Here is a 24,650-nt window from a genome sequence, read left to right on the forward strand (position 1 = left end):
CAGCGCCCCCTTTTTGTCAGCCGACGAGCCAGGCCGCGCCATTGGGGCCGAGCGTGACCCGGTCTCCCTGCGTTCGCGCCTCGATGCAGGGGCCGGTCAGCGTGCCTTGTATCTCGAGAGTGACCGTCTCGGGGCCGAGATTGAAAAGACAGGTGAGACGGGCGTCGTCACTCTCGCGAACGAAGCCCAGAACCGGATCGGGCAGGTCGAGAAACGTGGTACGCCCGGTGCGCAGGACCGGATTGGCCTTTCGGAAGGCCAGCACGCGGCGGTAATGGGCCAGCACGGAGCTGTCATCCGCGTCCTGCCGAGAGACCGCGCGCGCGGCTTGCGGCGCTTTGACCGGCAGCCATGGCGTCACCGTCGAGAATCCGGAATTGGCGCTCTCGTCCCAGACCATCGGCGTGCGGCAGCCATCGCGCCCCTTGTTTTCCGGCCAGAAACGCAGCCCCGGCGGGTCGGTCAGTTCGTGATAGGCCAGATCGGTCTCGGTCTGGCCAAGCTCCTCGCCCTGATAGATGCCGATCGTGCCCTGAAACGAGCCGAGCATGGCGATGGCGAGCCTGGCGATGTGATCTTCGGTGCCGAATTTCGCCCAGCGCGTCACATGGCGCTGCACGTCATGGTTGGAAAAGGACCAGCTTGGCCAGCCATCGGGCGCGCCTTTGAAGAACCCTTCGATCTTGGAACGAAAGTGCGTCGGAGAGAATTTCGGCCCGAGCATGTCGAAACTGTAGGCCATGTGCAGGCGCGCCTTGCCGGAAGTGTATTCCTCCATGATTCCCAGCGCGCGGTGGGGCGCCTCGCCCACTTCACCCACCAGCGTCCGGGCCTCGAACGCATCCATCAGCGCGCGCATCCTTTGCAGGAAGGGAAGGTTCTCGGGGCGGTTCTTGTCGAAGGCATGATCCTGCATGTCATAGGTCGAGATCGGCGGCCAGCGCTCGGGATCGGGCTCCATCGGCGGGTTGTCGCGCAACTCCGGGTCGTGGAAATAGTAATTCACCGTATCGAGGCGGAACCCGTCCACGCCGCGCTCGAGCCAGAACCGGAGCACGTCGAGCAGTTCGTCCTGCACCTCCGGATTGTGCAGGTTCAGGTCGGGTTGCTCGATCAGGAAATTGTGCAGGTAATACTGGCCGCGCTCGGGAGACCATTCCCAGCTCGAGCCACCGAAGACGGACTGCCAGTTGTTGGGCGGGCTGCCATCGGGTTTGGCATCGGCCCACACATACCAGTCCTTCTTCGCGCCGGCCTTCTTGGAATCCTTGAACCACGGGTGCTGGTCGGAGCTGTGCGAGATCACCTGGTCGATGATCACCTTCAAGCCGAGCTCATGGGCCCTGGCGACGAGCGCGTCGAAATCGGCAAGGGTTCCGAATTGCGCGTCGATGTCGCGGTAATTCGAGACGTCGTAGCCCATATCGGCCATCGGCGAGGTGAAGATCGGGCTCAGCCAGATTGCGTCCACGCCCAGCGAGGCGACATGATCGAGCCTGCGGGTGATCCCCTTGAGATCGCCGATGCCGTCGCCCGAGTCGTCTTGAAAGCTGCGCGGATAGATCTGGTAGATGACCGCACCGCGCCACCAATCCTTGGCCATGAAACGCTCCTGAAATTTTCCTGTTGCCCGTTCTCGCGGCAAGCATAGGTTTGTTAGCGCAAACGACAACCGCTTCGCGCCGGGTTTCGCCCCGCTTGCTTGACCTTGCCCGGGGTGCGCCCCATCAATCAATTGATATCTGCCGTGTATCGGAGACCTCCCGCGTGAAAGACACCCAATTGCCCTCAGCCGAAATTCTGCGTGACGAAATCCTGCATCACATCACCTATTCGATGGGCAAGGATCCCGATCACGCGTCGGTTTACGACTGGCGCATGGCACTGAGCCTCGCGATCCGTGACCGGGTGGTCGCACCGTGGTTCGCCGCGACCCGGCGCACCTGGGACGAGGGGCGCAAGCGCGTCTATTACCTCTCGATGGAGTTCCTGATCGGGCGGATGCTCGAGGATGCGGCGATCAATCTGGGCATCCGGGCAACCTGCCGCGAGGCGATCGAGGGGCTGGGGCTGGATTGGGATGCGGTGGTCGAGAACGAACCCGACGCGGCCCTGGGCAATGGCGGTCTGGGGCGGCTCGCGGCCTGCTACATGGAAAGCATGGCGACGCTGGGCTGCCCGGGCTATGGCTATGGCATCCGCTATGAGCATGGGCTTTTCAAGCAGCGTTTCGAGGGCGGGCGTCAGGTCGAGAGCCCCGAGGACTGGCTGAAACAGCGTCATCCCTGGGAGTTCGAGCGTCCCGAGGCCGCCTACGAGATCGGTTTCAAGGGCCATGTCGCGATGGTCGATGGCAAGCCCGTCTGGGAGCCCGCTGAGACCGTGATCGCCGAGGCCTATGACATGCCGGTCGTGGGCTGGGAAGGCAAATGGGCCAACACTCTACGGCTCTGGTCCGCCAAGCCCACCGAACAGTTCGACCTCGCGCGGTTCAACCATGGTGATTTCGCGGCCGCGGCCGAACCCGAGGCGCTGGCGCGCACGCTCAGCCGCGTTCTTTATCCCGACGACACGACCTTCGCGGGCAAGGAATTGCGGCTCAAGCAAGAGTATTTCCTGACCTCGGCGGCGCTTCAGGACATCATCCGGCGCCACCTCGCGGCGGATCGTTCGCTGTCGGAGCTGCCCGATTACGTCGCGATCCAGATGAACGACACGCACCCGGCGATTGCGGGGCCGGAACTGATCCGGATCCTCATCGACCTGCACGGGATGGCATTCGACGCGGCGATGGAGATCGCGCTGCAATGTCTCGGCTATACCAATCACACGCTTTTGCCCGAGGCGCTCGAACGCTGGGCGACCTATCTGATGGGCACGGTTCTGCCGCGCCACATGCAGATCATCGAACAGATCGACGCGTGGCACCTTAAGATGAACCCGAAACGGCCGCATTACGTGGGTATCGTGAAGCATCAGGAAGTGCGGATGGGGGAGCTGGCCTTCATCACCTCGCACAAGGTCAACGGGGTCTCGGCGCTCCATACCGAGCTGATCAAGCGCAATCTTTTTCCAGAACTCGACAAGCTCCATCCCGGGCGGATCATCAACCAGACGAACGGGATCACGCCGCGGCGTTGGCTGCGCATGGCGAATTCCGAACTGTCGCACCTGATCATCGACACGATCGGGGATGGCTGGGAAGCCGATCTCGACCGGCTGCGCGAGCTGGAACCCTACGCGCAAGACGCCGCCTTCCGTGACGCCTTCATGGGTGCGAAACGTCGCAACAAGGAGCGGCTGGCGCAGTGGGTGGCCGAGACGCAGGGCATCACCATCGACCCCGATGCGATCTTCGATATCCAGGTGAAGCGCATCCACGAATACAAGCGCCAGCTTCTGAACATCTTGCAGACCATCGCGGAATGGCACGAGATGCGCGAGAACCCGCAGGCCGATTACCAGCCGCGCGTGAAGTTCTTCGGCGGCAAGGCGGCGCCGGGCTATTACACCGCCAAGCAGATCATCCGTCTGATCAATGACGTGGCCGAAGTGGTGAATAACGACCCTTATGTCGACGGGCGCCTGAAGATCGTCTACCCGCCCAATTACAACGTCTCGATGGCAGAGCGGCTGATCCCGGCGGCGGATCTGTCGGAACAGATCTCCACCGCCGGCAAGGAAGCCTCCGGCACGGGCAACATGAAATTCGCCCTCAACGGGGCGCTGACCATCGGCACGCTCGACGGCGCGAATGTGGAAATCCGCGAGCAGGTTGGGGCGGAAAACTTCTTCCTCTTCGGCATGACAGCCGACGAGGTGATGGAGCGGCGCAAGGATCCCGAACATGCGCGTCATGCGATCTTGCAAAGCCAGGGTTTGCAGGATGTGCTCCAGATGATCGCGGAGGGGCGTTTCTCGCCGGAAGAACCCGAACGCTATCACGATCTGGTCCACAATATGTGGCACAGCGATTATTTCCTCGTCGCTTCCGATTTCGAAGCCTATGCGGCTGCGCAGAAAGAGGTGGACGCCGCCTTTGCAGATCGCGCAAGCTGGGCGGAGAAAGCCGTGCTCAATACCGCGCGGATGGGGTTCTTCTCCTCCGACCGGGCGATCCGCGGCTATATGGACGAGATCTGGAATACCCAATCGGCCCTCAAGGCCTAGGAGCGACATGAGACTGACCCCGGATGAGGCTCGAACCCTGATCGAGGCGCGGCACCCCGATCCATTTTCCGCTCTGGGGCTGCATGCGGGCGAGATCGTGGCGCTGGTGCCCGGGGCGGAGCGCGTCTGGGCGCTCGGCACGTCCGAGACCGAGCTGACCCAGATCGTGCCGGGCGTGTTCACGGGCGAATGGGGCGAACCTTCCTATCGCCTGCGTGCGCAAAATGCGCAGGCAACCTGGGATTTCGATGACCCTTATGCATTCGCACCCGTACTGGGCGCGATGGACGAATACCTGATCGGCGAGGGCACGCATAAGCGCCTTTGGGAGAAGCTCGGCGCCCATGCGATCACCCATCAGGGCGTCGAAGGCGTGCATTTTGCGCTCTGGGCACCCAATGCGCGGCGCGTCTCGGTCGTGGGAGAGTTCAATTTCTGGGACGGGCGGCATCACCAGATGCGGCGCATGGGCGCGACCGGGGTCTGGGAGATTTTCGTGCCGGGCATCCACGAGGGGGCGCTTTACAAATACGAGCTGCTGGACGCCGCGGGCAAGGTTCTGCCGCTCAAGGCCGACCCGCTGGGCTTCGGGGCCGAGCATCCGCCCGCGCAGGCCTCGGTCGTGCGCAAGCTGGGCCTGCATCGCTTCGGGGACGGGGCCTGGTGCGAGACCCGCGCCGCCGCGCAAGAGCGCCACGCACCGATCTCGATCTACGAGGTGCATCTCGGGTCTTGGGTGCGCGTCTGGGACGAGGGCGGCAGGCCGCTCTCATATCACGAACTGGCCGAGAAGCTCGTCGATTACGCCTGCGACATGGGCTTCACCCATATCGAGCTGCTGCCGATCACCGAGCACCCGTTCGACGGATCGTGGGGTTATCAGCCCATCGGCCTTTATGCGCCGACCATCCGCCATGGCCGCCCCGAGGAATTCGCCGAATTCGTCGATGCGGCGCACCGGCGCGGCCTCGGCGTCATCCTGGACTGGGTGCCGGGGCATTTCCCGACCGACGATCACGGGCTCAAGCGGTTCGACGGCACGGCGCTTTATGAACATGCCGACCCCAAGGAGGGTTTCCATCAGGACTGGAACACGCTGATCTACAATTACGGGCGGCGCGAGGTGTCGAATTACCTGCTCGCCAACGCGCTCTTCTGGCTCGAGCAATATCACCTCGACGGCCTGCGCGTGGATGCGGTGGCCTCGATGCTCTATCGCGACTATTCGCGCGCGGCCGGCGAATGGGTGCCCAACAAATTTGGCGGGCGCGAAAACCTCGAAGCGATCGAGTTTCTCAAGGCAATGAACGCGGCCTCCTATGGCGGCGCGCCGGGGATCATGACGGTGGCCGAGGAAAGCACCGCATTTCCGGGCGTGACGATGCCGGTCCATGAAGGCGGGCTTGGTTTCGGCTACAAGTGGAATATGGGCTGGATGAATGACAGCCTGCGCTATTTCGCCCGCGACCCGATCTATCGCAAGCACCACCATAACGAGCTGACCTTCGCCAGCTCCTATGCGTTTTCCGAGAACTTCATCCTGCCGATCAGCCATGACGAGGTGGTTCACGGCAAGGGCTCGATGCTGGGCAAGATGCCGGGCGACGACTCGGAGAAATTTGCCAATCTGCGCGCTTTTTACGCGTTCCAATGGGCGCATCCGGGCAAGAAACTGCTCTTCATGGGGCAGGAATTCGGACAATGGTCGGAATGGAGCCACGAGCGCGAGCTCGACTGGTATCTCCTTAACGATCCGCGCCATGCGGGGCTGCGCAATCTCGTGCGCGACCTCAACCGCCTCTATCGCGAGACGCCCGCTCTGCATTGGGGCGATTGCGATCCGGCCGGGTTTTCATGGAGCGCCGCCGACGATGCCGAGGCCTCGGTCTATGTGTTCGAACGCCACGCGCCGGGGGGCGTGCCGGTGGTGGTGGCGGCCAACCTCACGCCGGTCGAGCGAAGCTACCGGATCGGCCTGCCGCAGGGCGGGCACTGGGGCGAGATCCTGAACACGGATTCGGGTCATTACGGCGGGGAGAACCGCGGCAATCTCGGCGCGGTGGAGGCCGAAACCTTCACCCAGTCACATCGCGATCACAGTGCGGAGGTCTATCTGCCGCCACTCTCGGTGGTGATGTTCGCGCCACAATCGATTTGAAGGAACAGCAAGGGGGGAAAGCATGAAACCGCAACCCAATACGCGACTGAGCGCCCAGGCGATGGCCTTCGTGCTGGCCGGCGGCCGCGGGAGCCGATTGAAGGAACTCACCGACCGGCGCGCCAAACCGGCGGTCTATTTCGGTGGCAAGACACGGATCATCGACTTCGCGCTGTCGAATGCGCTGAACTCGGGCATCCGGAAAATGGCGATTGCGACGCAATACAAGGCCCATTCCCTGATCCGCCATGTCCAGCGCGGCTGGAACTTCTTTCGCGCCGAACGCAACGAATATCTCGACATCCTGCCCGCCTCGCAGCGCGTGGCCGAAAGCCGCTGGTACCAGGGCACCGCCGACGCCGTCGCCCAGAACATCGACATCATCGAGGATTACGGCGTGAAATATGTCGTCATCCTCGCGGGCGACCATATCTACAAGATGGATTACGAGGTCATGCTGCGCCAGCATGTCGAGACCCAGGCCGATGTCACGATCGGCTGCCTCACGGTCCCGCGGATGGAGGCCACCGCTTTCGGCGTGATGGCGGTCGATGCCTCGGGCCAGATCACCGACTTCCTCGAAAAGCCCAAGGACCCGCCGGGCATGCCCGACGATCCGACCCATTCGCTGGCCTCGATGGGGATCTATGTCTTCGATTGGCAATTCCTGCGCGAGCTGCTGGTGCGCGACATGGAAGATCCCAATTCTAGCCACGATTTCGGCCATGACCTGATCCCGCAGATCGTGCGTCACGGCAAGGCGATGGCGCATAAGTTCTCCGACAGCTGCGTGACGACCGGGCTCGAGACCGAACCCTACTGGCGCGATGTCGGGACTGTTGATGCGTTCTGGCAGGCCAATATCGACCTGACCGATTTTACCCCGAAACTGGATCTTTACGACAGTGAATGGCCGATCTGGACCTATGCCGAGATCGTGCCGCCCGCGAAATTCATCCATGACGAGGAAAACCGGCGCGGCACCGCGATTTCCTCGCTGATCTCGGGGGATTGCATCGTCTCGGGCTCGGAGGTGCGAAATTCGCTGCTGTTCACGGGTGTTCGCTCGCACAGTTTCTCGTCGCTCGAACACGCGGTGGTGCTGCCTTACGTGACGGTGAACCGCAAGGCGCAGCTGACGCGCTGCGTGATCGATCGCGGCGTGACCATTCCCGAAGGTCTCGTCGTGGGCGAGGACCCGGAAGAGGATGCGAAGTGGTTTCGCCGCTCGGAAGGCGGCGTGGTGCTGATCACGCAAAGCATGCTCGACAAACGCGCAGCAGCGCTTGATTGAGAGCGGGGCAGGGGGCCAGCCCCCTCGGCGCGTCCCGCGCCTCACCCCCGAGATATTTATCTCAAGAAGAAGGAATGGCCCCGTTTCTTCTTGATCCAAATATCTCGGGGTGAATTCGGCGAAGCCGAAGAGGGGCAGCGCCCCTGTCCTTCATCTCCATTCCGGGGCTTGCCATATCCGGCTCAAGCGTCTATATCGCGCGCACTTCACAGGCGGAGGCGGGCCGATGGGGGAGACATCCCCAAAGGTCCACCGGTTGGGGCATATGCCCTGAAACCCTCCGCTCAGGCGCAAACCGGAAAAGGAAATGGACATGGCGCTTCCCGATTTCTCCCTGCGTCAGCTCTTGGAAGCTGGCGTTCACTTTGGTCACCAGACGCAGCGCTGGAACCCCCGCATGGGTCAGTACATCTACGGCGAGCGGAACGGGATCCACATCCTCGATCTGACCCAGACCGTGCCGATGCTCGACCAGGCTCTGCAAGTCGTTCGTGACACCGTCGCCAAGGGCGGCCGCGTTCTCTTCGTCGGCACCAAGCGTCAGGCGGCCAAGCCGATCGCCGATGCGGCCGAGAAATGCGCGCAGTACTACATGAACCACCGCTGGCTCGGCGGCACGCTGACCAACTGGAAGACCGTCTCCCAGTCGATCAAGCGTCTCAACGAGATCGACGAGAAGCTCGAGTCGGGCGCTGGTGGTCTGACCAAGAAAGAGCGTCTGGGCATGGAACGTGACCAGGCCAAGCTGCAGGCGTCGCTGGGCGGCATCCGCGAAATGGGCGGTCTGCCGGACCTGCTCTTCGTGATCGACGTGAACAAGGAAGATCTCGCCATCGCGGAAGCCAAGAAGCTCGGCATCCCGGTCGTGGCCGTGGTCGACTCGAACTGCTCGCCCGAAGGCGTTGACTACGTGATCCCGGGCAACGACGACGCGGCCCGCGCCATCGCGCTCTATTGCGACCTCGCTTCGCGCGCGGCCCTCGACGGCATGAGCGCCCAGATGGGCGCCGCCGGTGTGGACCTCGGCGCGCTGGCCGATACCCCGGTCGAGGAAGCTCTCGCCGAGGCCGGCATCGAAGCCGACGCCTGAGCCGTCACTGCAATGACATGAGGGCGGGCTATCCCGCCCTCGCTGACTTCTTCAAAGGAGATCCGACCATGGCGATTACCGCTGCAATGGTGAAGGAACTGCGCGAATCGACCGGCGCAGGCATGATGGACGCGAAAAAAGCGCTGACCGAAACCGATGGCGACATGGAAGCCGCCGTTGACTGGCTGCGCACCAAGGGCCTCGCGAAGGCCGCCAAGAAATCCGGCCGCGTGGCCGCCGAAGGCCTCGTCGCGCTCGCCGTCGACAGCGGCAAGGGCGTCGCGATCGAAATCAACTCGGAAACCGACTTCGTCGCGAAGAACGCCGATTTCCAGAAACTTGTCGCCGACATCGCGGAAGTCGCGCTGGAAACCGGCGAGAGCGTCGAGGTCGTGAAGGCCGCGCATCTGGGTGGCAAGACCGTGGAAGACGTGCTCACCGACGCCATCGCGCGCATCGGCGAGAACATGACCCTGCGCCGCATGCACATGCTCGAAGGTGAGACGCTGGTGCATTACGTGCACAACGCGGCTGCCGAAGGCATGGGCAAGATCGGTGTGCTCGTCGCTCTGAACGGTGCCGATAACGGCATCGGCAAGCAGATCGCGATGCATATCGCGGCGACCAACCCGGCCGCGCTCTCGGAAGCAGATCTCGACCCGGCCGTGGTCGAGAAGGAAAAGCAGGTCCAGATCGACATCGCACGTGAATCGGGCAAGCCCGAAGCCGTGATCGAGAAGATGATCGAAGGCCGCATGAAGAAATTCGTGGCTGAGGTGACCCTGCTCAACCAGCAATTCGTGATCAACCCCGACATCACCGTCGGTCAGGCCGCGAAAGAAGCTGGCGTCGAAGTCACCGGTTTCGTGCGCATGGAAGTCGGCGAAGGCATCGAGAAGAAAGAAGAAGATTTCGCTGCCGAAGTCGCGAAGACCGCAGCCGGCAACTGAGCCGCAGCGATCTGATCAGAACAGGAAACGCCGCTCCCTTGGGGCGGCGTTTTTCATTTCCGTGCCTTTCAATCCAGCTGGGCGCGGTCAGCGCGGCATGGTCGCGTTGAGAAAGATCTGTTTTTGCAAAGAGGCTTTCATCACCGCCTGAGCGGTGGTGTCGACATCGAGCGCCTCGCGCGCAAGCCGCAGGTGCTTTTCCACCGTCGACGGCGTGAGCCCCATGATGATCGCGATATCGGCGGTAGTCTTGCCGTCAGCAACCCATTCGAGCACTTCGCGCTGGCGATTGGTCAGCGCGCGGCGCGCCGTCGCGAAGGGCATGGTCGAGATCCGCAGATGGACGAGACTGTTCTTCGCCATCAGCTCACGCTCGTTCTCGGCCCAGATCCGGTCGACATCGTCCTGGCTCAGCCCCGGACGCCCGACAAGGCCCATGCCGCCACGCGACCGGCTCGAGGCGTCGCCGAAGCCGATCGAATAGCCCGCGCGGATCCCGAAGCGATTGTTGAGGTCGATCACCGCGATCTCGGCGGGGCTGAGTTCGTTTCGATTGATCCGGTCCGCCAGCAGCCGCCAGGAGGCCGCGCCGTCATTGGCCGCCGCCCATTGCACCATCGGCGCATCGCGGTAAAGACCGCCGCCCACGAAGAGTTCCAGATATTCCGGCTCGTGGTTGGACAGGATCAGCATGTCATCGACATCGCCAAGGCTGTTGGCGGTGCGAAAGCTCGTGAAGCCATAGATGACGCGGCTGAACCCGTAATGCGCCATCTCCCGGCAATGGGTGTCCCAGATCTCCTTGATGTCGCGAGATCTTAAAATCTTTTCACAAAAACTCAGCATCCAGCGCAGCCCCGCCTCTGCCTCCCGTTCGCCCTTCGGTAGCAAAGGAGAGGTCTTTGACGCAACAATCATAACCTAAGGTCAGGATTGTGACTGCACTGTTTATGAACCTGAGTGCAACCCCTTGTTATCGATGTGTTTCACAACGTGACAGATCGGCACAATCCCGGGTCGTCTCGGGGGCCAGCGTCGCAAGAGCATCGAAATGCGTCAGGTAGATCTGGCCGGAGAGATGGGTGATCAGATCCGAGCGCGTGAGGCGATCCATGACCGGGCCTTTCACCTCGGACAGATGGAGCCGGACGCCCGCATCCTTGAGCTGATCGTTGACCTGTTCGAGCGCCTCGAGGGCCGAGGAATCGATATGGTTGATCGCGGGACAGTTCAGCACGACATGCTTGATCGACTTGTCGGCGGCGATGCGGTCATAGATCAGCTCTTCGATGAAACGCGCATTGGGGAACCAGAGGCTTTCGTCGACACGCAGGCTCAGCACGCCCGGTGCGGTCTCGACGCGGTGGCGCAGCACATTGCGGAAATGTTCGGTGCCCGGCACCTGCCCAAGCTCGGCCACATGCGGGCGCGAGCTGCGCCACAGATGCAAGCCGATCGAAAGGATCACCCCGGTTGCGATGCCGACATCGACACCGTCGAGCAGCGTCACGACAATCGTTGCCACCATCGCCATCGCGTCGCCGGGCGAATAGGTGAAGATGCGCTTGATCGCACCGAGATCGACCAGCGTCAGCACCGCCACGAAGATCGTCGCGGCGAGCGTTGCCTGCGGCAGGAAGTAGAGCGCGGGTGTCAGCGTGAAAGTCGCGACCGCCATACCGATCGCGGTGAAGGCGCCGGCGGCAGGGGTGGCTGCCCCGGCCTCGAAATTCACCACCGAACGCGCGAATCCCCCGGTCACCGGGAAGCCGCCCGAGATAGAGGCCGCGATATTCGAGCCGCCCAAAGCCACGAGTTCCTGATCGGGGTCGATGCGCTGGCGCTTCTTCGCGGCAAGCGTCTGGGCCACCGAGATCGTCTCGACATAGCCGATGATCGAAATCAGCAGCGCGGGCACGAAGAGCTGCCCCCAGAGCGCGGGATCGAACGGGGGCAGGGTGGGGGCCGGCAGGCCTTTCGGCACCTCGCCCACGACCTTCACCCCCCATTTTTCAAGCCCGAGCGCCCAGGTCACGAGGATCGTCAGGATGACCGCGGCCACGGGTGCTGCGCGCACGAGGACCGAGGCAAGCCGCTCTGATATTCCGCGCTTGATCAGAACGGGCTTCAGTCCCTTGCGCGACCAGTAGAGAAACCCGATCGCGAAGGTCGAAATCAGCACGGTCGGGACGTTGATCTGGTTGATATTCATCCAGATCCCCTCGGCCACTTCCGGGATCGTCTTGCCCGAGACCTTGATGCCGAGGAAATGTTTCAGCTGCCCCGCCGCGATCAGGATGCCCGAGGCCGAGATGAACCCCGCGATCACCGGATGGCTGAGGAAAGAAGTGATGAAGCCGAGCCGCAGCAGGCCCATCACCAGCAGCATGATGCCCGAGATGAAGGCGAGCGCGATCGCCGCGCCCAGATATTCCGGCGTCCCCTTGGCCGCGAGATCGCCCACCGCCGTCGCCGTCATGAGCGACACCACCGCCACCGGCCCCACCGCAAGCGGGCGCGAGGTGCCCAGAAGCGCATAGATGATGAGCGGCGAGATCGACGCGTAAAGACCGACTTCGGGCGGAAGGCCCGCGAGCAGTGCATAGGCCAGCGATTGCGGGATCAGCATGATCGTGACGATGATCGCCGCGATCAGGTCGGCCTCAAGGGTGGCGCGGTTATACTCGCGCCCCCAGGTGAGGATCGGGAAATATCTTTTGAGCATATGGTCTTATCAGAGAATCTTGCCACGGCGCGTGGCGTAGAATTTCAAAACCGGGATCAGCGAGCTGTGGTCGTAGCCGGCATGGGCGGCGGTCTCGATGATCTTGTCGAGATCCATCTTGCCCGCCTCGCTCATCCCCCAAAGATGCGACGAGCGCGTGCCCGAGCGACAATAGGCGAAGACGGGCTTGGGCGCGGATTTCATGATCGCCTCGTAATCGGCGACGAGGTCGAAGGTCATCTCGCCCGGATAATAGGGCAGGTAGTGATAGTTCATCCCGTGCTTGGCGGCGAGCTTGGCCATCGCCGCCGAGCTGTGCTCTTCATCCACCTCTTCATCGGGGCGGTTGGTGATCAGCGTGCGAAAGCCCATCTCGGCGAGCTTGGCCACGTCCTCGGGTTCGATCTGCGGCGCGACCGAGAAATTGTCTGAGAGTTTGCGCGGTTCCATCTGGTTTCCTGTATGTCCTGCCAGTCAAAAATCGGGGCGGGTGTTTGCCTCCCGCCCCCTGTGCTGTCTCAGAGCCCGTTCACCGGCACCTTGAGATAGGTGTTGCCCTTTTCATCCTTCGGCGGCATCTGGCCTGCGCGCATGTTCACCTGCAACGAGGGGATGATCAGCTTGGGCATCGCCAGCGTCGCGTCGCGCTCGGTGCGCATCTTGACGAATTCCTCTTCCGACTTGCCGCCGCCGATATGGATGTTGCGCGCCTTCTCCTCGGCCACGCTGGTCTCCCAGGCATATTCGTCGCGGCCCGGCGCCTTGTAGTCGTGGCCCACGAAGATGCGGGTGTCGTCGGGCAGGGTGAGGATCTTCTGGATCGAGGCATAGAGCGTTTCCGCCGAGCCACCCGGGAAGTCGCAACGTGCGGTTCCGAAATCGGGCATGAAGAGCGTATCGCCCACAAAGGCGGCGTCACCGATCACATAGGTAAGGCAGGCGGGGGTGTGGCCCGGCGTGTGAAGAACCTTGCCTTCAAGCGCGCCGACCGAGAATGTGTCGCCTTCCTTGAAGAGCTGGTCGAACTGGCTGCCGTCGCGCTGGAACTCGGTGCCTTCGTTGAAGATCTTGCCGAAGGTGTCCTGCACGACCTGGATACGGTCGCCGATGCCGATCTTGCCGCCGACACGTTCCTGGATATAGGGCGCGGCCGAGAGGTGGTCGGCGTGGACATGGCTTTCGAGGATCCATTCCACTTCGAGCCCTTGTTCTTGCACATAGGCGATGACCTCGTCGGCGGATTTGGTATCCGTCCGGCCCGAGGAATAATCGAAATCGAGAACGCTATCGACAATGGCGCAAGCCTTGCTCCCGGGATCCTTCACCACATAGGAGACGGTGAAAGTCGCAGTGTCGAAAAACGCTTTGACGTCAGGTTTGATCATGGCGGCCTCCGTTAACCTGCCCCGGATATGTGGCGGGGCAAAAGACTATGAAATTGCGGCACTCTGTCCCAGCCCTTGCCGGATCTCGGACGGTAAGGGATGCGAGAGATCGGGAATGATCCAATCGGCGGAGGAGAAATCCCCGCCGTCGGTATAGGCAGATGGTGTGAGCACGACGCGCAGCCCCGCACCTTGCGCCGATTTGAGGCCCATTTCGCTATCCTCGAAGGCGATGCAGGCCTCGGCGGGCAGGTCCAGGCGGCTCAGGGCCAGCGCGAACACGTCGGGCGCGGGTTTCTTGGCCTTCACCTCGTCACCCGCCGCGATGGCCTCGAAGATCGAGCCGGGCTCGGCGTTCATCGTCGCGCGGATCAGCGCGTCGACATTGGGCCGGTTCGTGGTGGTCGCAATGGCGAGCGGGAGCCCGGCCATGCGCGCAGCCTCGATCAGTTCGGCCACGCCCGGGCGCAGCGGAACCTCTCCGGAGGCGATGATCTCGACATAGCGCGCGGTCTTGAGCTTGTGCAGGTCGGCGATCTCACCGTCGGACGGGCCGAACCCGACCTCGTCGCGATGGCGCGCCATGCGTTCCTTTCCGCCGGTGGTCTTCAGGAGTTCGCGATAGTCCTCCTGTGACCAGTCCCAGTCGATCCCGCGGGACGCGAAAGTCTCGTTGAAGGCGCGGCGATGCGCTTCTTCGGTTTCCGCGAGTGTTCCGTCCACGTCGAAGATCAGCGCGCTCACCATTTCCAGCCCTCCACCAGACCGGGCACCATCGCCCAATCCGAAAAGGCCACGTCATGGGGCACTTCATGCAGCGGCGCCTTGCGATACCCCTCGGAATAGATCGCGAAAGGGGCGCCTGCATTCACGGCCGTCTCGGCATCGACTTCGCTATCGCCCACATAGATCATCCGACCACCGCCAAGGGCTGCGTGGCAATGGTGCAGCATCTGCGGCTCGGGCTTGCGGGTGGGCATGGAATCCCCGCCCAGCGTCAGCTCGAAATAGTCCCAAAGCCCGACATGACGCAAAGCCGCCTCGGCCGGGGCGAAGGGCTTGTTCGTGCAAACCGCCATCCGGCAGCCCTTCGCCTTGAGCGCATCGAGAGCGGCAATGACGCCGGGATAGGGCACATTGCCCTCCACATCGGTCTCGTAACGCTTGACCAGCGCATGTTCCACGCGGGAAAAAAGCGGCCCGTCGGGGTCTTCGCCGGACGTGATGAGCAATTGCCGGACGAGGTTCGGCACCCCCTTGCCGACAAAGCTGCGGATCGTCGAAAGCGACAGCGGCTCGAAGCCCAGATCGCTCAACACCGCGTTCGAAACGGAATGGATCGCCGGGACGGAATCGATCAGGGTGCCGTCGAGATCGAAGATGATCGAAGGCGCATCGCTCATGCGGCTTTCCACTTGATCGAGCAGCCCATGGACGGGATCTGATCCTCCGGGCCGACGCCCGTTTGGGCCACCATCATCATCCCCTCGTAAAGCTCGCGCCGTGCATCCGCCGGGCCCGCCTGCTTGGTCGACGCATCGAGCCGCCCGCGATATTGCAGCTCGTCTTCTGCGTTGAAGCCGAAGAAATCGGGGGTGCAGGCCGCACCATAGGCCTTCGCGACGGTCTGGCTTTCGTCATAGAGATAGGGGAAGGAAAAACCCTTCTCCTTCGCAAGCCTGGCCATGTTCTCGAAACCGTCCTCGGGGTAGTCGTCGGCGTCATTGGCCGAGATCGCCACGACGCCGATCCCTGCCGCCTGCAACTCGGCCGCATCGCGCAGGATACGGTCGAGGATCGACTGGACATAGGGGCAATGGTTGCAGATGAACATCACTAGCGTGCCCTTGGGGCCGCGGATGTCATCGAAGCTGTAATCCTTGCCATCGGTGCCCGGAAGCGTGAAGCCCGGAGCCTTCCAGCCGAAATCGCAGACGGGGGGTGTGACAGCCATGGGATCTCCTATTCGAATTCCATTTCCTCGTAGACGACGCCCGCGTTTTTCGTCGCCAGCTCCTCGAACGTGTCGAGGTTCTTGTAGGGGCTCTGATCGACGTAATAGGCGCCGGCAAGATCGCCGCCATTGTCGATATGCTCGCCAATCTTGTCGCGCAGATAATGCAGGTAGCCAGTCGTGCCGCGCGTCACCTTTTCGAGATTGGTCGGATGGCCGTGGCCGGGGATGATGAAGGTCGGATTGAGCGGGATGAATTTCGTCTCGAAGGTCTCGATCCAGCAGCTCGTGCAGGTGCCCGAGAAGATCGGCGGCATCCGTTCGGAGAAGGCGATATCGCCCGCGATCATGAAGCTTTGCTTGGGCAGCCAGACCTGCGTGTCGCCGGGGCTGTGAGCGGGGCCGAGATGCATCACGTGGATCTCGAAATCGCCCATCGTGATGACCTTCTCATCCTCGAAGGTCTCGGTGGGCAACATCGGGTCGGTGCCCTCGGCCGTTTCCTGCCCGTAGCGTTTCAGCGCATCCCAGGCGCCAGCCATGTCATGCTTGAACTCTTCGGCGGCATCGGCATGGGCAAGCACCGGAATGCCCTGCGCGATCCAGTAATTGTTGCCAAGCATCGCATGGCCCTGGCCGTTTTCGTTGATCACCAGCTTCACCGGTTGATCGGTGACGGCCTTAATCTCGTCATGCAGCGCCTTGGAGAGCTGGTAGGAGGCGCCGGAATTGACGACGACCACGCCATCGCCCGTGACGATGAAGCTGAGATTGTTGTTATGGCCCGCATTCTCGTAGGTCGGCGGCGCGGTGGCCCCGATCGCGGTCCAGACGCCGGGGATCACCTCATAGGGCTTCGAATACAGGACCGAACCCGGATACATGTCGGGCACATCCTCGGAGGCGAGGGAGGGCGTCACATGAAGCAGGGCCACCAATGCACTGGTCAGAAAAAGTTTTTTCATTCTCAGACCTCGGGAACGTAACGATAGGCATCGCCGTCACGCTCGACATGCCCGAGCCCGCCTTCGGGAAGGTGGAAGCCGACGATCGGCATCTTTTCCGAAGCCAGCTGGTCGAGCAGCGCCACACGGGTCGTCGCGCCCAGATCGGGATCCTGATCCGAGCCAGCCGCCATCGCAGGGGCCGCGAAGGCAAGGTAATGGTTCACGATCGCATCGCCGATGATGAAGGCCTGCGCGTTGCCGTTCTTCACCTGATAGGACATATGCCCGGGCGTATGGCCGGGGGTCATCTGCGCCATGATTCCGGGCAGGATTTCCTCGCCATCTCCGAAGGTTGCGATCTGATCCTGAAGCGTCTCGAGGCGGCGCAGCGCGCCGGCGGCAAAGGTCTTGCGCCCGTCGTCGATGCTGTCTTGCGTGGCCGGGTCGATCCAGTAATCGAATTCGCTCTTGCCCATCATGTGCTGGGCATTGAAGAAGAACGGCTCGTCGAAATCGTCGAGCACGCCCCAGAGGTGATCGGGGTGGCCGTGGGTGAAGACCACATGGGTCACATCCTCGGGGGCCACGCCAAGCGCGTCCATCGCCTCGGTCAGCTTGCCTGCGGTGGGCATGAAGTCATTGCCCGAGCCCACATCGAACAGAACCGTGTTCGTGCCGTCGCGATAGAGCGTGACATTGCAGGGCGGTTCGACCGCATCGCCGGTGATCCCGTACCTCTCTAGGATCGGCTTGGCCGCGGGATTGTCGCTCACGAAGCCAAGCGGCAAGACGAGATTGCCATCTGAAAGCGTGTCGATCCGGGCCGAGCCCATCTCGAGCGAGGTGGCGGCGAAGCTGAGCCGGGGCAGGGCACTCATGGCGCCTGCCGCCATGGCCCCACGCAGAATGGTGCGTCGCGTGAATTTCATGCCAGTCCTCCCTTACTGGTATTCAATTCTGCGAATATGACGGACAGAATGTCGCAGGGCAAGCGGTCAGTTCACACAAACGCGATCTACTTGCACCCTCACTGGGCCGCCTTGAGTGCCCCTTCTGCCGCCGCGCGAATGGCCGCGATGTTCTGGCCATAGACTTCGGGCTTGTCGACGGAGCCGCCTTTGAACACTGCCGAGCCTGCGACGAAGCAGTCCGCACCGGCCTCGACGAGCGGGCCGACAGTGGTCGGATCGACTCCGCCATCGACCTGGATGTGAATCTCGCGATCACCAATCATTTCGCGCACTTGGCGAACCTTGTTGATGCTGGTGGGGATGAATTTCTGCCCGCCAAAACCGGGGTTCACGCTCATCACCAGAACCATGTCGACGAGATCCAGTAGCTCCGAGATCACGTTCGCGGGCGTGCCGGGGTTCAGCGAGATGCCGCATTTCACCCCTTGCGCCTTGATCGCCTGAAGCGTGCGGTGCGGGTGCGGACCGGCCTCCCAATGAGCCACGATCATATCGGCGCCCGCTTCGGCATAGGCCTCGATGTAGGGATCGACCGGGGCGATCATCAGGTGAACGTCCATGAAAGTCTTCACATGCGGACGGAACGCCTTCACCGCGGGCGGTCCAAAGGTGAGGTTGGGCACGAAATGCCCGTCCATGACGTCGATATGGACCCAATCGGCGCCTTGATCTTCGATGGCGCGAATCTCGGCGCCGAAATTGGCGAAATCGGCCGAGAGGATCGAGGGCGCGATCTTGATGGAACGGTCAAAGCTCATGGGGGCCTCCTTGGCGGCTCATTTCGTCAGTTGCGCGAACAGGGTCGGCAGTTTCTCGGGCAGGCGCTCGACCTGATCGATGATGGTGTAGTTATTGGCCCCGAAGATGCGCGACACGTAACGGTCTGCCTCCGGGTCCAGGGTCAGGCAATAGCTGTTTACGCCCATCTGCTGCAATTCGGAAACCGCCTTCTTGGCATCCATGCGCAGATATTGCGGATCGCGTTCGTCGATATCGGCGGGTTCGCCATCGGTTACGATCAGAAGCAGCTTGTGCGCCTCCGACCGGCCGGCGAGGTGATGGGCGGCGTGGCGCATCGCTGCCCCCATCCGCGTCGAGAGCCCGCCCTTCATTCCCGCAAGCCGTCCCTTGGCGTCTTCGTCGAGCCGCTGCTCGAAATCCTTGAACCGGTAATAGTGCACGTCGTGACGGCCATCCGAGGCAAACCCGTGAATCGCGAAGGGATCGCCGATGCCCGAGATCGCCGAGGCCACGAGCGCCGAAGCCTCGCGGGTCAGCTCCAGCACGGTCTTGTCCGATCCGCGCACGGTTTCATTGGTCGATTCCGATAGATCGAGCAGGATCACCACCGCCAGATCGCGCCGGTTGATCACGTTGCGCATCGTGATGCGGGTGTCGGGCTGCATGCCGATCCGGCTCATCACCATCGCATCGACGGCGGCATTGATGTCCAGCTCGTCGCCATCCTCCAGCCGCCGCTGGCGCGACACGCCCTGCGGGCGCAGCCGGTCCACGATCTGCTTGATCCGGTGGCGGATGCCGCGATGCTCGGTCAGGATCTTGTCGATGCTCTCCGGGTCGGCCTTGCCCGGACGGCGCTCGTAGACGGTGGACCAGCTCGGACGCATCAGCTGTACCTTGTAATCCCACTCGCCGTAATGGAACGGATCCGAGATCGGCTCCTTGCCCTCCATCTCGTTATAGGAGACGCCCTCATCCTCGTAGGGGAAAAGCTCCGAAGACAGCACCCAGACCTCTTGCGCATCGTCTCCAGCGGTCTCGACATCGACCTCGTTGACGAATTCCATCAGCCCGACATGTTTGCGGACCTGTCCCTGATCGGGCTGGTAGGCGGAGCTGTTGTTCCAATCGTAATCGTCCAGCGACCAGATGAAGCGGTTGTCGTCGCGATAGGGAATGTTGAGGCTTTCGAGAATTCGCAGGGACGGCACCGCACGACGTTGGGCGAGTAGGTTGTAAAGCTCCACCCCAAGCGCCCAACTCAACATCGTCTCGCGCTCATTGCCCGCGATCTCGGAATGGAATGTCTCCACGAGATTGTCGATCTCGATATCGCCCGTGCGCATTCCCGGCTCGATCAGCGCCTTCGCGACCTTCTCGAGCAGATACATCGTCTCATGCTCATAGGCCTTGGGTTCGGACTGCGGCATGAGGTTGCGAAACATCGTGGCGAGCCCGGGAAAGGCCTTGATCGCGCAATATTCGACGCGGGCATCCTCGATCATCCCGATGAGGAAGATCTGCGCGGGATTGAGCGCCTCCTGGCCCAGCCCCTTATCGGAATAGACGATATGGGCCGCCATGTGGGCGCACATCGCGCGGTAGAGATCGAGCCCCGAGACAACACCGATCCCATCGACCGCATCCGGCAGATGCAGCGCGCCGTCTTCGATGAAGGGCCGAAAGCCGGTGAAATCGGCGGCAGACGGGCGCAGGAAGAAATCGCGGCCCCAGAAGGCACGCAGGTAGAAGTTGAGGCGACGCTGGCTGTCGATGAACAGCGTGCCGCGGCGTTCCTGCTTGAGGATCGCACGGCTGTCCTCGGAGACGAGGCCGAAATAATCCGCCTGTTTCGGCAAGTCACGCCGATAGGCCTCGGCGCCGAAATCCACCCAGCGGCGCAGGCCGGAGAGGGTGAGTTTCGACAGCAGCTCTTCGAGCACGCCGAACATCGGGCGCAGGCCGCGCGGCGCATTTGCCGCCAGCCGGTGCAGCAGCGCGAGATAGCCGCGCAGCAATTCCGGGTCACCGAAGCGCCGCGCGGCGCCGGGCAGGGTGTCGATCATCAAGATCAGCACCTCGCCCGAGACCATCGAGGCCAGTTTCAGCACGGCGCCGACCACGTCACGGATCGAATCTTCGCCGCATTCCTTCACCACCTGCGGGATCTCGTCGAGATAGGAGATCAGCAGGCGCGGCCCCTTGCCGAGCGAGATCATCGCGCGCGCGCCGTCCATGTAGTCCTTCAGACCGGCGGGCGACATCAGCCGCGCTGCCTCGTGGAAGAGCCCCTCCAGGCTGTCCTCCAACTCGGGCGCGGCCTTGACCAGCTCCTCGCGATAGTCGTCGAGATCGACCTTCATCGCTCAGCTCCTCATGCCACCTTCGAGCTGTCGGTTACTTCGGGGAAGAAGGTCTGGACGGCGGCCTGCAGCGTGTCGCGCATGTCCGGATCGTCGGTGAGCGGCTCCACCAGCGCCATCTGGCAGGCGGCGGGCGCGGGGATGTCCTGCGAAATCAGCTGGCCCGCGTAAACCAGAAGGCGCGTGGACATGCCCTCGTCGAGCCCGTGGCCCTTGAGGTTGCGCGAGCGCTCGGCGACCTGCACGAGCTTTTCGGCGGTCTTCAGGTCGATCCCGGCTTCGTGCGAGACGATCTCGGCTTCGGTCGCGGCGGTCGGATAGTCGAAGGACATCGCGCCGAAGCGCTGCTTGGTCGATTGCTTAAGATCCTTCATCATCGACTGGTAGCCGGGGTTGTAGGAGATCACGACCTGGAAATCGGGATGGGCATCGACCAGCTCGCCCTTCTTCTCCAGCGGAAGCTGGCGGCGGTGGTCAGTCAGCGGGTGGATGACGACGGTGGTGTCCTGACGGGCCTCGACGACCTCGTCGAGATAGCAGATCGCGCCGATCCGAGCGGCAATCGTCAGCGGGCCGTCTTGCCATTTGGTACCGTTGATATCGAGCAGGAACCGCCCGATCAGATCCGAGGCGGTCATGTCCTCGTTACAGGCGACGGTGATCAGCGGACGCTGCAGCTTCCACGCCATGTATTCGACGAAACGGGATTTCCCGCAGCCCGTCGGCCCCTTCAGCATCACCGGCATGCGCACGTCATAAGCGGCGGCGAATTGCTCCACCTCCCAGCCTACGGGCTTGTAATAGGGCTCGTTCTGAATGCGGAACTGGTCGATATCGATGTCGCTCATGCTCGGGGCCTCCCGTTCGCGCGTGGGATTTCTTTGGGAAATGGGGCAGGGTGGGCCACCGTGACCGGCAGCCCGCCCCGCGATCTCATCAAGCGGTCATGTCGGCGCGGTGCACCACCATCGAGGTGCCCTGCGACTGCTTGAAATTGTCATAGCCGACGAGACGCACGTGGTTGCCCGGGTTGGCCTTCTTGCACATCTCGATCTCGTTGAAGATCGCATCGACATCGGTTTCGCCGAACATCGGCAGCTTCCACATGTACCAGTAGTTCGAGCGCATGTTCTCGGGCTCGGTATGTTCGATGGCCGGGTTCCAACCCTTCGAGACGATGTATTCCACCTGCTTGCGAAGCTCCTCGGGGGTCAGCTGCGGCAGGTAGGAGAAGGTGCCCATCTTGCGGCTGTTCGGGTCCGAGATGCGCGAGCCGTAATCTTGCATTCCGCTCATGTTTTCAATCCTTTCTCAGGCGTTGTCGAGGGGGCGCACCTTAGCGGTGCGCCACGTCCAGCTTGTCCACGGTGTCGAACTCGAACTTGATCTCTTTCCACGTTTCCATGGCGATCTTCAGTTCGGGGCTGTGTTGGGCAGCCTCGGTCATGATGTCCTTGCTCTCCTTCTCGAGGTCGCGGCCCTCGTTGCGTGCCTTGACGCAGGCCTCGACCGCGACACGGTTTGCCGCAGCGCCCGCCGCGTTGCCCCAGGGGTGGCCGAGCGTACCGCCACCGAACTGAAGGCAGCTGTCATCGCCGAAGATGTTGACCAGCGCCGGCATGTGCCAGACGTGGATGCCGCCCGAGGCGACCGGGAGAACGCCCGGCATCTGGCCCCAGTCCTGATCGAAGAAGATGCCGCGCGAACGGTCTTCCTTGACGTATTTCTCGCGCATCAGGTCGATCCAGCCGAGCGTCGCCGCACGGTCGCCCTCGAGCTTGCCGACGACGGTGCCCGAGTGCAGGTGGTCACCGCCCAGAAGGCGCAGCATCTTCGCCAGCACACGGAAGTTGATGCCGTGCTTGGGGTGACGGTCGATCACGCCGTGCATGGCGCGGTGGACGTGCAGCAGCATCCCGTTGTCGCGGCACCAGCGCGAGAGCGAGGCCTGAGCCGCCCAGCCGAGCGTGAGGTAGTCCGACATGATGATCGGCGAGCCGATCTCCTTGGCGAACTCGGCGCGCTTGTACATCTCTTCGATGTTGGGCGCGGTCACGTTCAGGTAGTGGCCCTTGCGCTCGCCGGTTTCCTTCTCGGCCTTTTCGATCGCTTCCTGGCAGAACTCGAAACGGTCGCGCCAGCGCATGAAGGGCTGCGAGTTGACGTTTTCGTCGTCCTTGGTGAAGTCGAGACCGCCACGCAGCGCCTCGTAGACGGCACGGCCGTAGTTCTTCGCCGAGAGGCCCAGCTTCGGCTTGATCGTGCAACCAAGGAAGGGGCGGCCATATTTGTCGAGCTTGTCACGCTCGACCTGGATGCCGTGGGGAGGGCCGTCGCAGGTGGCGACGAACCACAGCGGGAAGCGCACATCCTCGAGGCGCAGCGCACGCACGGCCTTGAAGCCGAACACGTTGCCGACGAGCGAGGTGAAGACGTTCACCACCGAGCCCTCTTCGAACAGGCCCATCGGGTAGGCGATGAAGGCATAATAGCTTTCGTCGTCGCCCGGCACGTCCTCGATCGCGTAGGCGCGGCCCTTGTAGTAGTCGAGATCGGTCAGCAGGTCGGTCCACACGGTGGTCCAGGTGCCGGTCGAGGATTCAGCGGCCACGGCGGCGGCGGCTTCCTCGCGCGGGACGCCGGCCTGCGGTGTGATCTTGAAACAGGCGAGAACGTCGCTTTCCTTCGGGGTGTAGTTCGGGTCCCAGTAGGTTTCGCGGTATTCCTTGACGCCGGCGGAATATTTGCCCGGTGCGTTCTGATTCATCTGAGGGTCTCCTTCTCTCCCTAAATCTCAGTGCGCCCGGCCGGCGGCCGGCCGGGCGCGATGTGTCAGGCCACGACCGGGTCGAGCGACCCGCTGGCATAGCGTTTGGCCATGTCATCCATGTCGATGACGTCGATCTTGCTGGCATTGCCCGCGGTGCCGAAGCGTTCGAACCGGTCGAGACAGAGTTTCTCCATCTCCTCCATCGCCGGGATCATGAACTTGCGGGGATCGAATTCTTTCTTCTTCTCCATCGCGACCTTGCGGAACTGGCCGGTGATCGCCATCCGGTTGTCGGTGTCGATATTGACCTTGCGCACGCCCGACTTGATGCCGCGCTCGATCTCTTCGACCGGGACGCCATAGGTCTGGGGCATCTCGCCGCCGAAATCGTTGATCAGGTCCTGGAGATATTGCGGCACACTCGACGAGCCGTGCATCACGAGGTGCACCGAGGGGATCTTGGCGTGGATCTTCTCGATCTGGCTGATCGCGAGCGTGTCGCCGGTGGGTTTCGAGCTGAACTTGTAGGCGCCATGAGAGGTGCCGCAGGCGATGGCCAGCGCGTCGACCTTGGTGAGCTTGACGAAATCGAGCGCCTCGTCGGGGTCGGTCAGGAGCTGGTCATGGCTCAGCTTGCCTTCCGCGCCAGAGCCGTCTTCCTTCGCCGCCTCGCCGGTCTCCAGCGAGCCGAGCACACCGAGCTCCCCCTCGACCGAAGCCCCGACCCAATGGGCCATGTCGGCCACGCGCTTGGTGATGCCCACGTTGTAATCCCAATCGGCGGGGGTCTTCATGTCTTCCTTCAGCGAGCCGTCCATCATCACGGAGGTGAAGCCGTGCTTGATCGCGGAGAGGCAGGTCGCTTCGTTGTTGCCGTGATCCTGATGCATGCAGAGCGGGATCTTCGGGAACATCTCGGCCAGCGCCTGGATCATGTGGCGCAGCATGATGTCACCCGCATAGGAGCGCGCGCCGCGGCTCGCCTGCATGATCACCGGCGCGTCGCATTTCGCGGCGGCCTTCATGATCGCAAGGCCCTGTTCCATGTTGTTGATGTTGAAGGCCGGCACGCCGTAGCCCTGTTCGGCAGCGTGGTCGAGCAATTGTCTGAGCGTAATCAGTGCCATATCAG

General features: G+C 62.5%; 21 protein-coding genes. 5 read left to right on the plus strand and 16 right to left on the minus strand.

All coding sequences use genetic code 11. The features are described 5' to 3' along the window. Positions 1–16 precede the first annotated feature (16 nt). Positions 17–1,603: an alpha-glucosidase gene (locus BMI90_RS06485; protein ID WP_078527419.1), complete on the minus strand. Its 1,587-nt coding sequence runs from the start codon at positions 1,601–1,603 to the stop codon at positions 17–19. Between the two features lie 164 nt (positions 1,604–1,767). Here BMI90_RS06485 and BMI90_RS06490 point away from each other — a divergent pair, with 164 nt between their 5' ends. The 5 genes from BMI90_RS06490 to tsf all read left to right on the plus strand — a co-directional run bounded on the left by BMI90_RS06490 (position 1,768) and on the right by tsf (position 9,662). After that, positions 1,768–4,170, plus strand: coding sequence for a glycogen/starch/alpha-glucan phosphorylase (locus BMI90_RS06490; protein WP_078527420.1), 2,403 nt, complete (start codon positions 1,768–1,770; stop codon positions 4,168–4,170). 7 nt (positions 4,171–4,177) lie between these two features. Next, a complete protein-coding gene (gene glgB / locus BMI90_RS06495) occupies positions 4,178–6,328 on the plus strand; it encodes a 1,4-alpha-glucan branching protein GlgB (RefSeq protein ID WP_078527421.1) in 2,151 nt (716 codons plus the stop codon). 22 nt (positions 6,329–6,350) lie between these two features. Next, entirely contained in the window at positions 6,351–7,622 is a 1,272-nt protein-coding gene (glgC, locus tag BMI90_RS06500; RefSeq protein WP_078527423.1) for a glucose-1-phosphate adenylyltransferase, read from the plus strand. 313 nt (positions 7,623–7,935) lie between these two features. Then, on the plus strand, positions 7,936–8,712 hold the full coding sequence (gene rpsB, locus BMI90_RS06505) for a 30S ribosomal protein S2 (RefSeq protein WP_078527425.1): 777 nt from the start codon (positions 7,936–7,938) through the stop codon (positions 8,710–8,712). A gap of 68 nt (positions 8,713–8,780) precedes the next feature. Next, a complete protein-coding gene (tsf, locus tag BMI90_RS06510; RefSeq protein WP_078527427.1) occupies positions 8,781–9,662 on the plus strand; it encodes a translation elongation factor Ts in 882 nt (293 codons plus the stop codon). Between the two features lie 87 nt (positions 9,663–9,749). On the opposite strand, the gene BMI90_RS06515 is transcribed toward tsf, so the two are convergent. The 15 genes from BMI90_RS06515 to fba all read right to left on the minus strand — a co-directional run bounded on the left by BMI90_RS06515 (position 9,750) and on the right by fba (position 24,645). Continuing rightward, positions 9,750–10,508 carry a LuxR family transcriptional regulator gene (locus BMI90_RS06515; protein WP_078528090.1) on the minus strand — a complete coding sequence of 253 codons (759 nt, stop codon included), beginning with the start codon at positions 10,506–10,508 and terminating at the stop codon, positions 9,750–9,752. A gap of 127 nt (positions 10,509–10,635) precedes the next feature. Next, positions 10,636–12,387, minus strand: coding sequence for a sulfate permease (gene sulP / locus BMI90_RS06520; RefSeq protein ID WP_078527429.1), 1,752 nt, complete (start codon positions 12,385–12,387; stop codon positions 10,636–10,638). Positions 12,388–12,396: 9 nt separating this feature from the next. Then, positions 12,397–12,837, minus strand: a complete 441-nt coding sequence (locus BMI90_RS06525) for a TIGR01244 family sulfur transferase (RefSeq protein ID WP_078527431.1) — start codon at positions 12,835–12,837, stop codon at positions 12,397–12,399. Positions 12,838–12,905: 68 nt separating this feature from the next. After that, complete coding sequence (locus tag BMI90_RS06530) at positions 12,906–13,769, minus strand: MBL fold metallo-hydrolase (protein ID WP_168172743.1); 864 nt, start codon at positions 13,767–13,769, stop codon at positions 12,906–12,908. Between the two features lie 48 nt (positions 13,770–13,817). Continuing rightward, positions 13,818–14,519, minus strand: a complete 702-nt coding sequence (locus BMI90_RS06535; RefSeq protein WP_078527435.1) for an HAD family hydrolase — start codon at positions 14,517–14,519, stop codon at positions 13,818–13,820. Next, positions 14,513–15,175 (minus strand): phosphoglycolate phosphatase, encoded by a 663-nt coding sequence (locus tag BMI90_RS06540; RefSeq protein ID WP_078527437.1) that lies wholly within the window; start codon positions 15,173–15,175, stop codon positions 14,513–14,515. Before BMI90_RS06540 ends, BMI90_RS06535 begins: the two co-directional genes overlap by 7 nt. Continuing rightward, positions 15,172–15,726: a thioredoxin family protein gene (locus BMI90_RS06545; protein WP_078527439.1), complete on the minus strand. Its 555-nt coding sequence runs from the start codon at positions 15,724–15,726 to the stop codon at positions 15,172–15,174. Before BMI90_RS06545 ends, BMI90_RS06540 begins: the two co-directional genes overlap by 4 nt. Positions 15,727–15,734: 8 nt before the next feature. After that, positions 15,735–16,691 (minus strand): MBL fold metallo-hydrolase, encoded by a 957-nt coding sequence (locus BMI90_RS06550; protein ID WP_078527441.1) that lies wholly within the window; start codon positions 16,689–16,691, stop codon positions 15,735–15,737. Between the two features lie 2 nt (positions 16,692–16,693). Continuing rightward, a complete protein-coding gene (locus BMI90_RS06555; protein ID WP_078527443.1) occupies positions 16,694–17,602 on the minus strand; it encodes an MBL fold metallo-hydrolase in 909 nt (302 codons plus the stop codon). A 98-nt stretch (positions 17,603–17,700) separates the two neighbouring features. After that, complete coding sequence (gene rpe, locus BMI90_RS06560; protein ID WP_078527445.1) at positions 17,701–18,402, minus strand: ribulose-phosphate 3-epimerase; 702 nt, start codon at positions 18,400–18,402, stop codon at positions 17,701–17,703. An 18-nt stretch (positions 18,403–18,420) separates the two neighbouring features. Then, complete coding sequence (locus tag BMI90_RS06565) at positions 18,421–20,748, minus strand: nitric oxide reductase activation protein NorD (protein ID WP_078527447.1); 2,328 nt, start codon at positions 20,746–20,748, stop codon at positions 18,421–18,423. 11 nt (positions 20,749–20,759) lie between these two features. Further along, on the minus strand, positions 20,760–21,596 hold the full coding sequence (locus tag BMI90_RS06570) for a CbbQ/NirQ/NorQ/GpvN family protein (RefSeq protein WP_078527449.1): 837 nt from the start codon (positions 21,594–21,596) through the stop codon (positions 20,760–20,762). A gap of 88 nt (positions 21,597–21,684) precedes the next feature. After that, positions 21,685–22,044, minus strand: coding sequence for a ribulose bisphosphate carboxylase small subunit (locus BMI90_RS06575; RefSeq protein ID WP_078527451.1), 360 nt, complete (start codon positions 22,042–22,044; stop codon positions 21,685–21,687). Positions 22,045–22,084: 40 nt separating this feature from the next. Beyond that, positions 22,085–23,515, minus strand: coding sequence for a form I ribulose bisphosphate carboxylase large subunit (locus BMI90_RS06580; protein WP_078527453.1), 1,431 nt, complete (start codon positions 23,513–23,515; stop codon positions 22,085–22,087). Between the two features lie 65 nt (positions 23,516–23,580). Continuing rightward, positions 23,581–24,645, minus strand: a complete 1,065-nt coding sequence (gene fba / locus BMI90_RS06585) for a class II fructose-bisphosphate aldolase (protein WP_078527455.1) — start codon at positions 24,643–24,645, stop codon at positions 23,581–23,583. Positions 24,646–24,650 lie beyond the last annotated feature (5 nt).

Source organism: Thioclava sp. L04-15 (assembly GCF_002020275.1).
Taxonomy (GTDB): domain Bacteria; phylum Pseudomonadota; class Alphaproteobacteria; order Rhodobacterales; family Rhodobacteraceae; genus Thioclava; species Thioclava marina.

Excerpts from the sequence above, each read along its gene's own strand:
- rpe (WP_078527445.1), bottom strand. The coding sequence starts at position 18,402 with ATGAGCTTTGACCGTTCCATCAAGATCGCGCCCTCGATCCTCTCGGCC.
- BMI90_RS06545 (WP_078527439.1), bottom strand. The coding sequence starts at position 15,726 with ATGGCTGTCACACCCCCCGTCTGCGATTTCGGCTGGAAGGCTCCGGGC.
- BMI90_RS06565 (WP_078527447.1), bottom strand. The coding sequence starts at position 20,748 with ATGAAGGTCGATCTCGACGACTATCGCGAGGAGCTGGTCAAGGCCGCG.
- BMI90_RS06570 (WP_078527449.1), bottom strand. The coding sequence starts at position 21,596 with ATGAGCGACATCGATATCGACCAGTTCCGCATTCAGAACGAGCCCTAT.
- glgB (WP_078527421.1), top strand. The coding sequence starts at position 4,178 with ATGAGACTGACCCCGGATGAGGCTCGAACCCTGATCGAGGCGCGGCAC.
- rpsB (WP_078527425.1), top strand. The coding sequence starts at position 7,936 with ATGGCGCTTCCCGATTTCTCCCTGCGTCAGCTCTTGGAAGCTGGCGTT.
- BMI90_RS06575 (WP_078527451.1), bottom strand. The coding sequence starts at position 22,044 with ATGAGCGGAATGCAAGATTACGGCTCGCGCATCTCGGACCCGAACAGC.
- BMI90_RS06485 (WP_078527419.1), bottom strand. The coding sequence starts at position 1,603 with ATGGCCAAGGATTGGTGGCGCGGTGCGGTCATCTACCAGATCTATCCG.
- BMI90_RS06555 (WP_078527443.1), bottom strand. The coding sequence starts at position 17,602 with ATGAAATTCACGCGACGCACCATTCTGCGTGGGGCCATGGCGGCAGGC.
- sulP (WP_078527429.1), bottom strand. The coding sequence starts at position 12,387 with ATGCTCAAAAGATATTTCCCGATCCTCACCTGGGGGCGCGAGTATAAC.
- BMI90_RS06540 (WP_078527437.1), bottom strand. The coding sequence starts at position 15,175 with ATGAGCGATGCGCCTTCGATCATCTTCGATCTCGACGGCACCCTGATC.
- BMI90_RS06535 (WP_078527435.1), bottom strand. The coding sequence starts at position 14,519 with ATGGTGAGCGCGCTGATCTTCGACGTGGACGGAACACTCGCGGAAACC.
- BMI90_RS06580 (WP_078527453.1), bottom strand. The coding sequence starts at position 23,515 with ATGAATCAGAACGCACCGGGCAAATATTCCGCCGGCGTCAAGGAATAC.
- BMI90_RS06550 (WP_078527441.1), bottom strand. The coding sequence starts at position 16,691 with ATGAAAAAACTTTTTCTGACCAGTGCATTGGTGGCCCTGCTTCATGTG.
- BMI90_RS06525 (WP_078527431.1), bottom strand. The coding sequence starts at position 12,837 with ATGGAACCGCGCAAACTCTCAGACAATTTCTCGGTCGCGCCGCAGATC.
- glgC (WP_078527423.1), top strand. The coding sequence starts at position 6,351 with ATGAAACCGCAACCCAATACGCGACTGAGCGCCCAGGCGATGGCCTTC.
- fba (WP_078527455.1), bottom strand. The coding sequence starts at position 24,645 with ATGGCACTGATTACGCTCAGACAATTGCTCGACCACGCTGCCGAACAG.
- BMI90_RS06515 (WP_078528090.1), bottom strand. The coding sequence starts at position 10,508 with ATGCTGAGTTTTTGTGAAAAGATTTTAAGATCTCGCGACATCAAGGAG.
- tsf (WP_078527427.1), top strand. The coding sequence starts at position 8,781 with ATGGCGATTACCGCTGCAATGGTGAAGGAACTGCGCGAATCGACCGGC.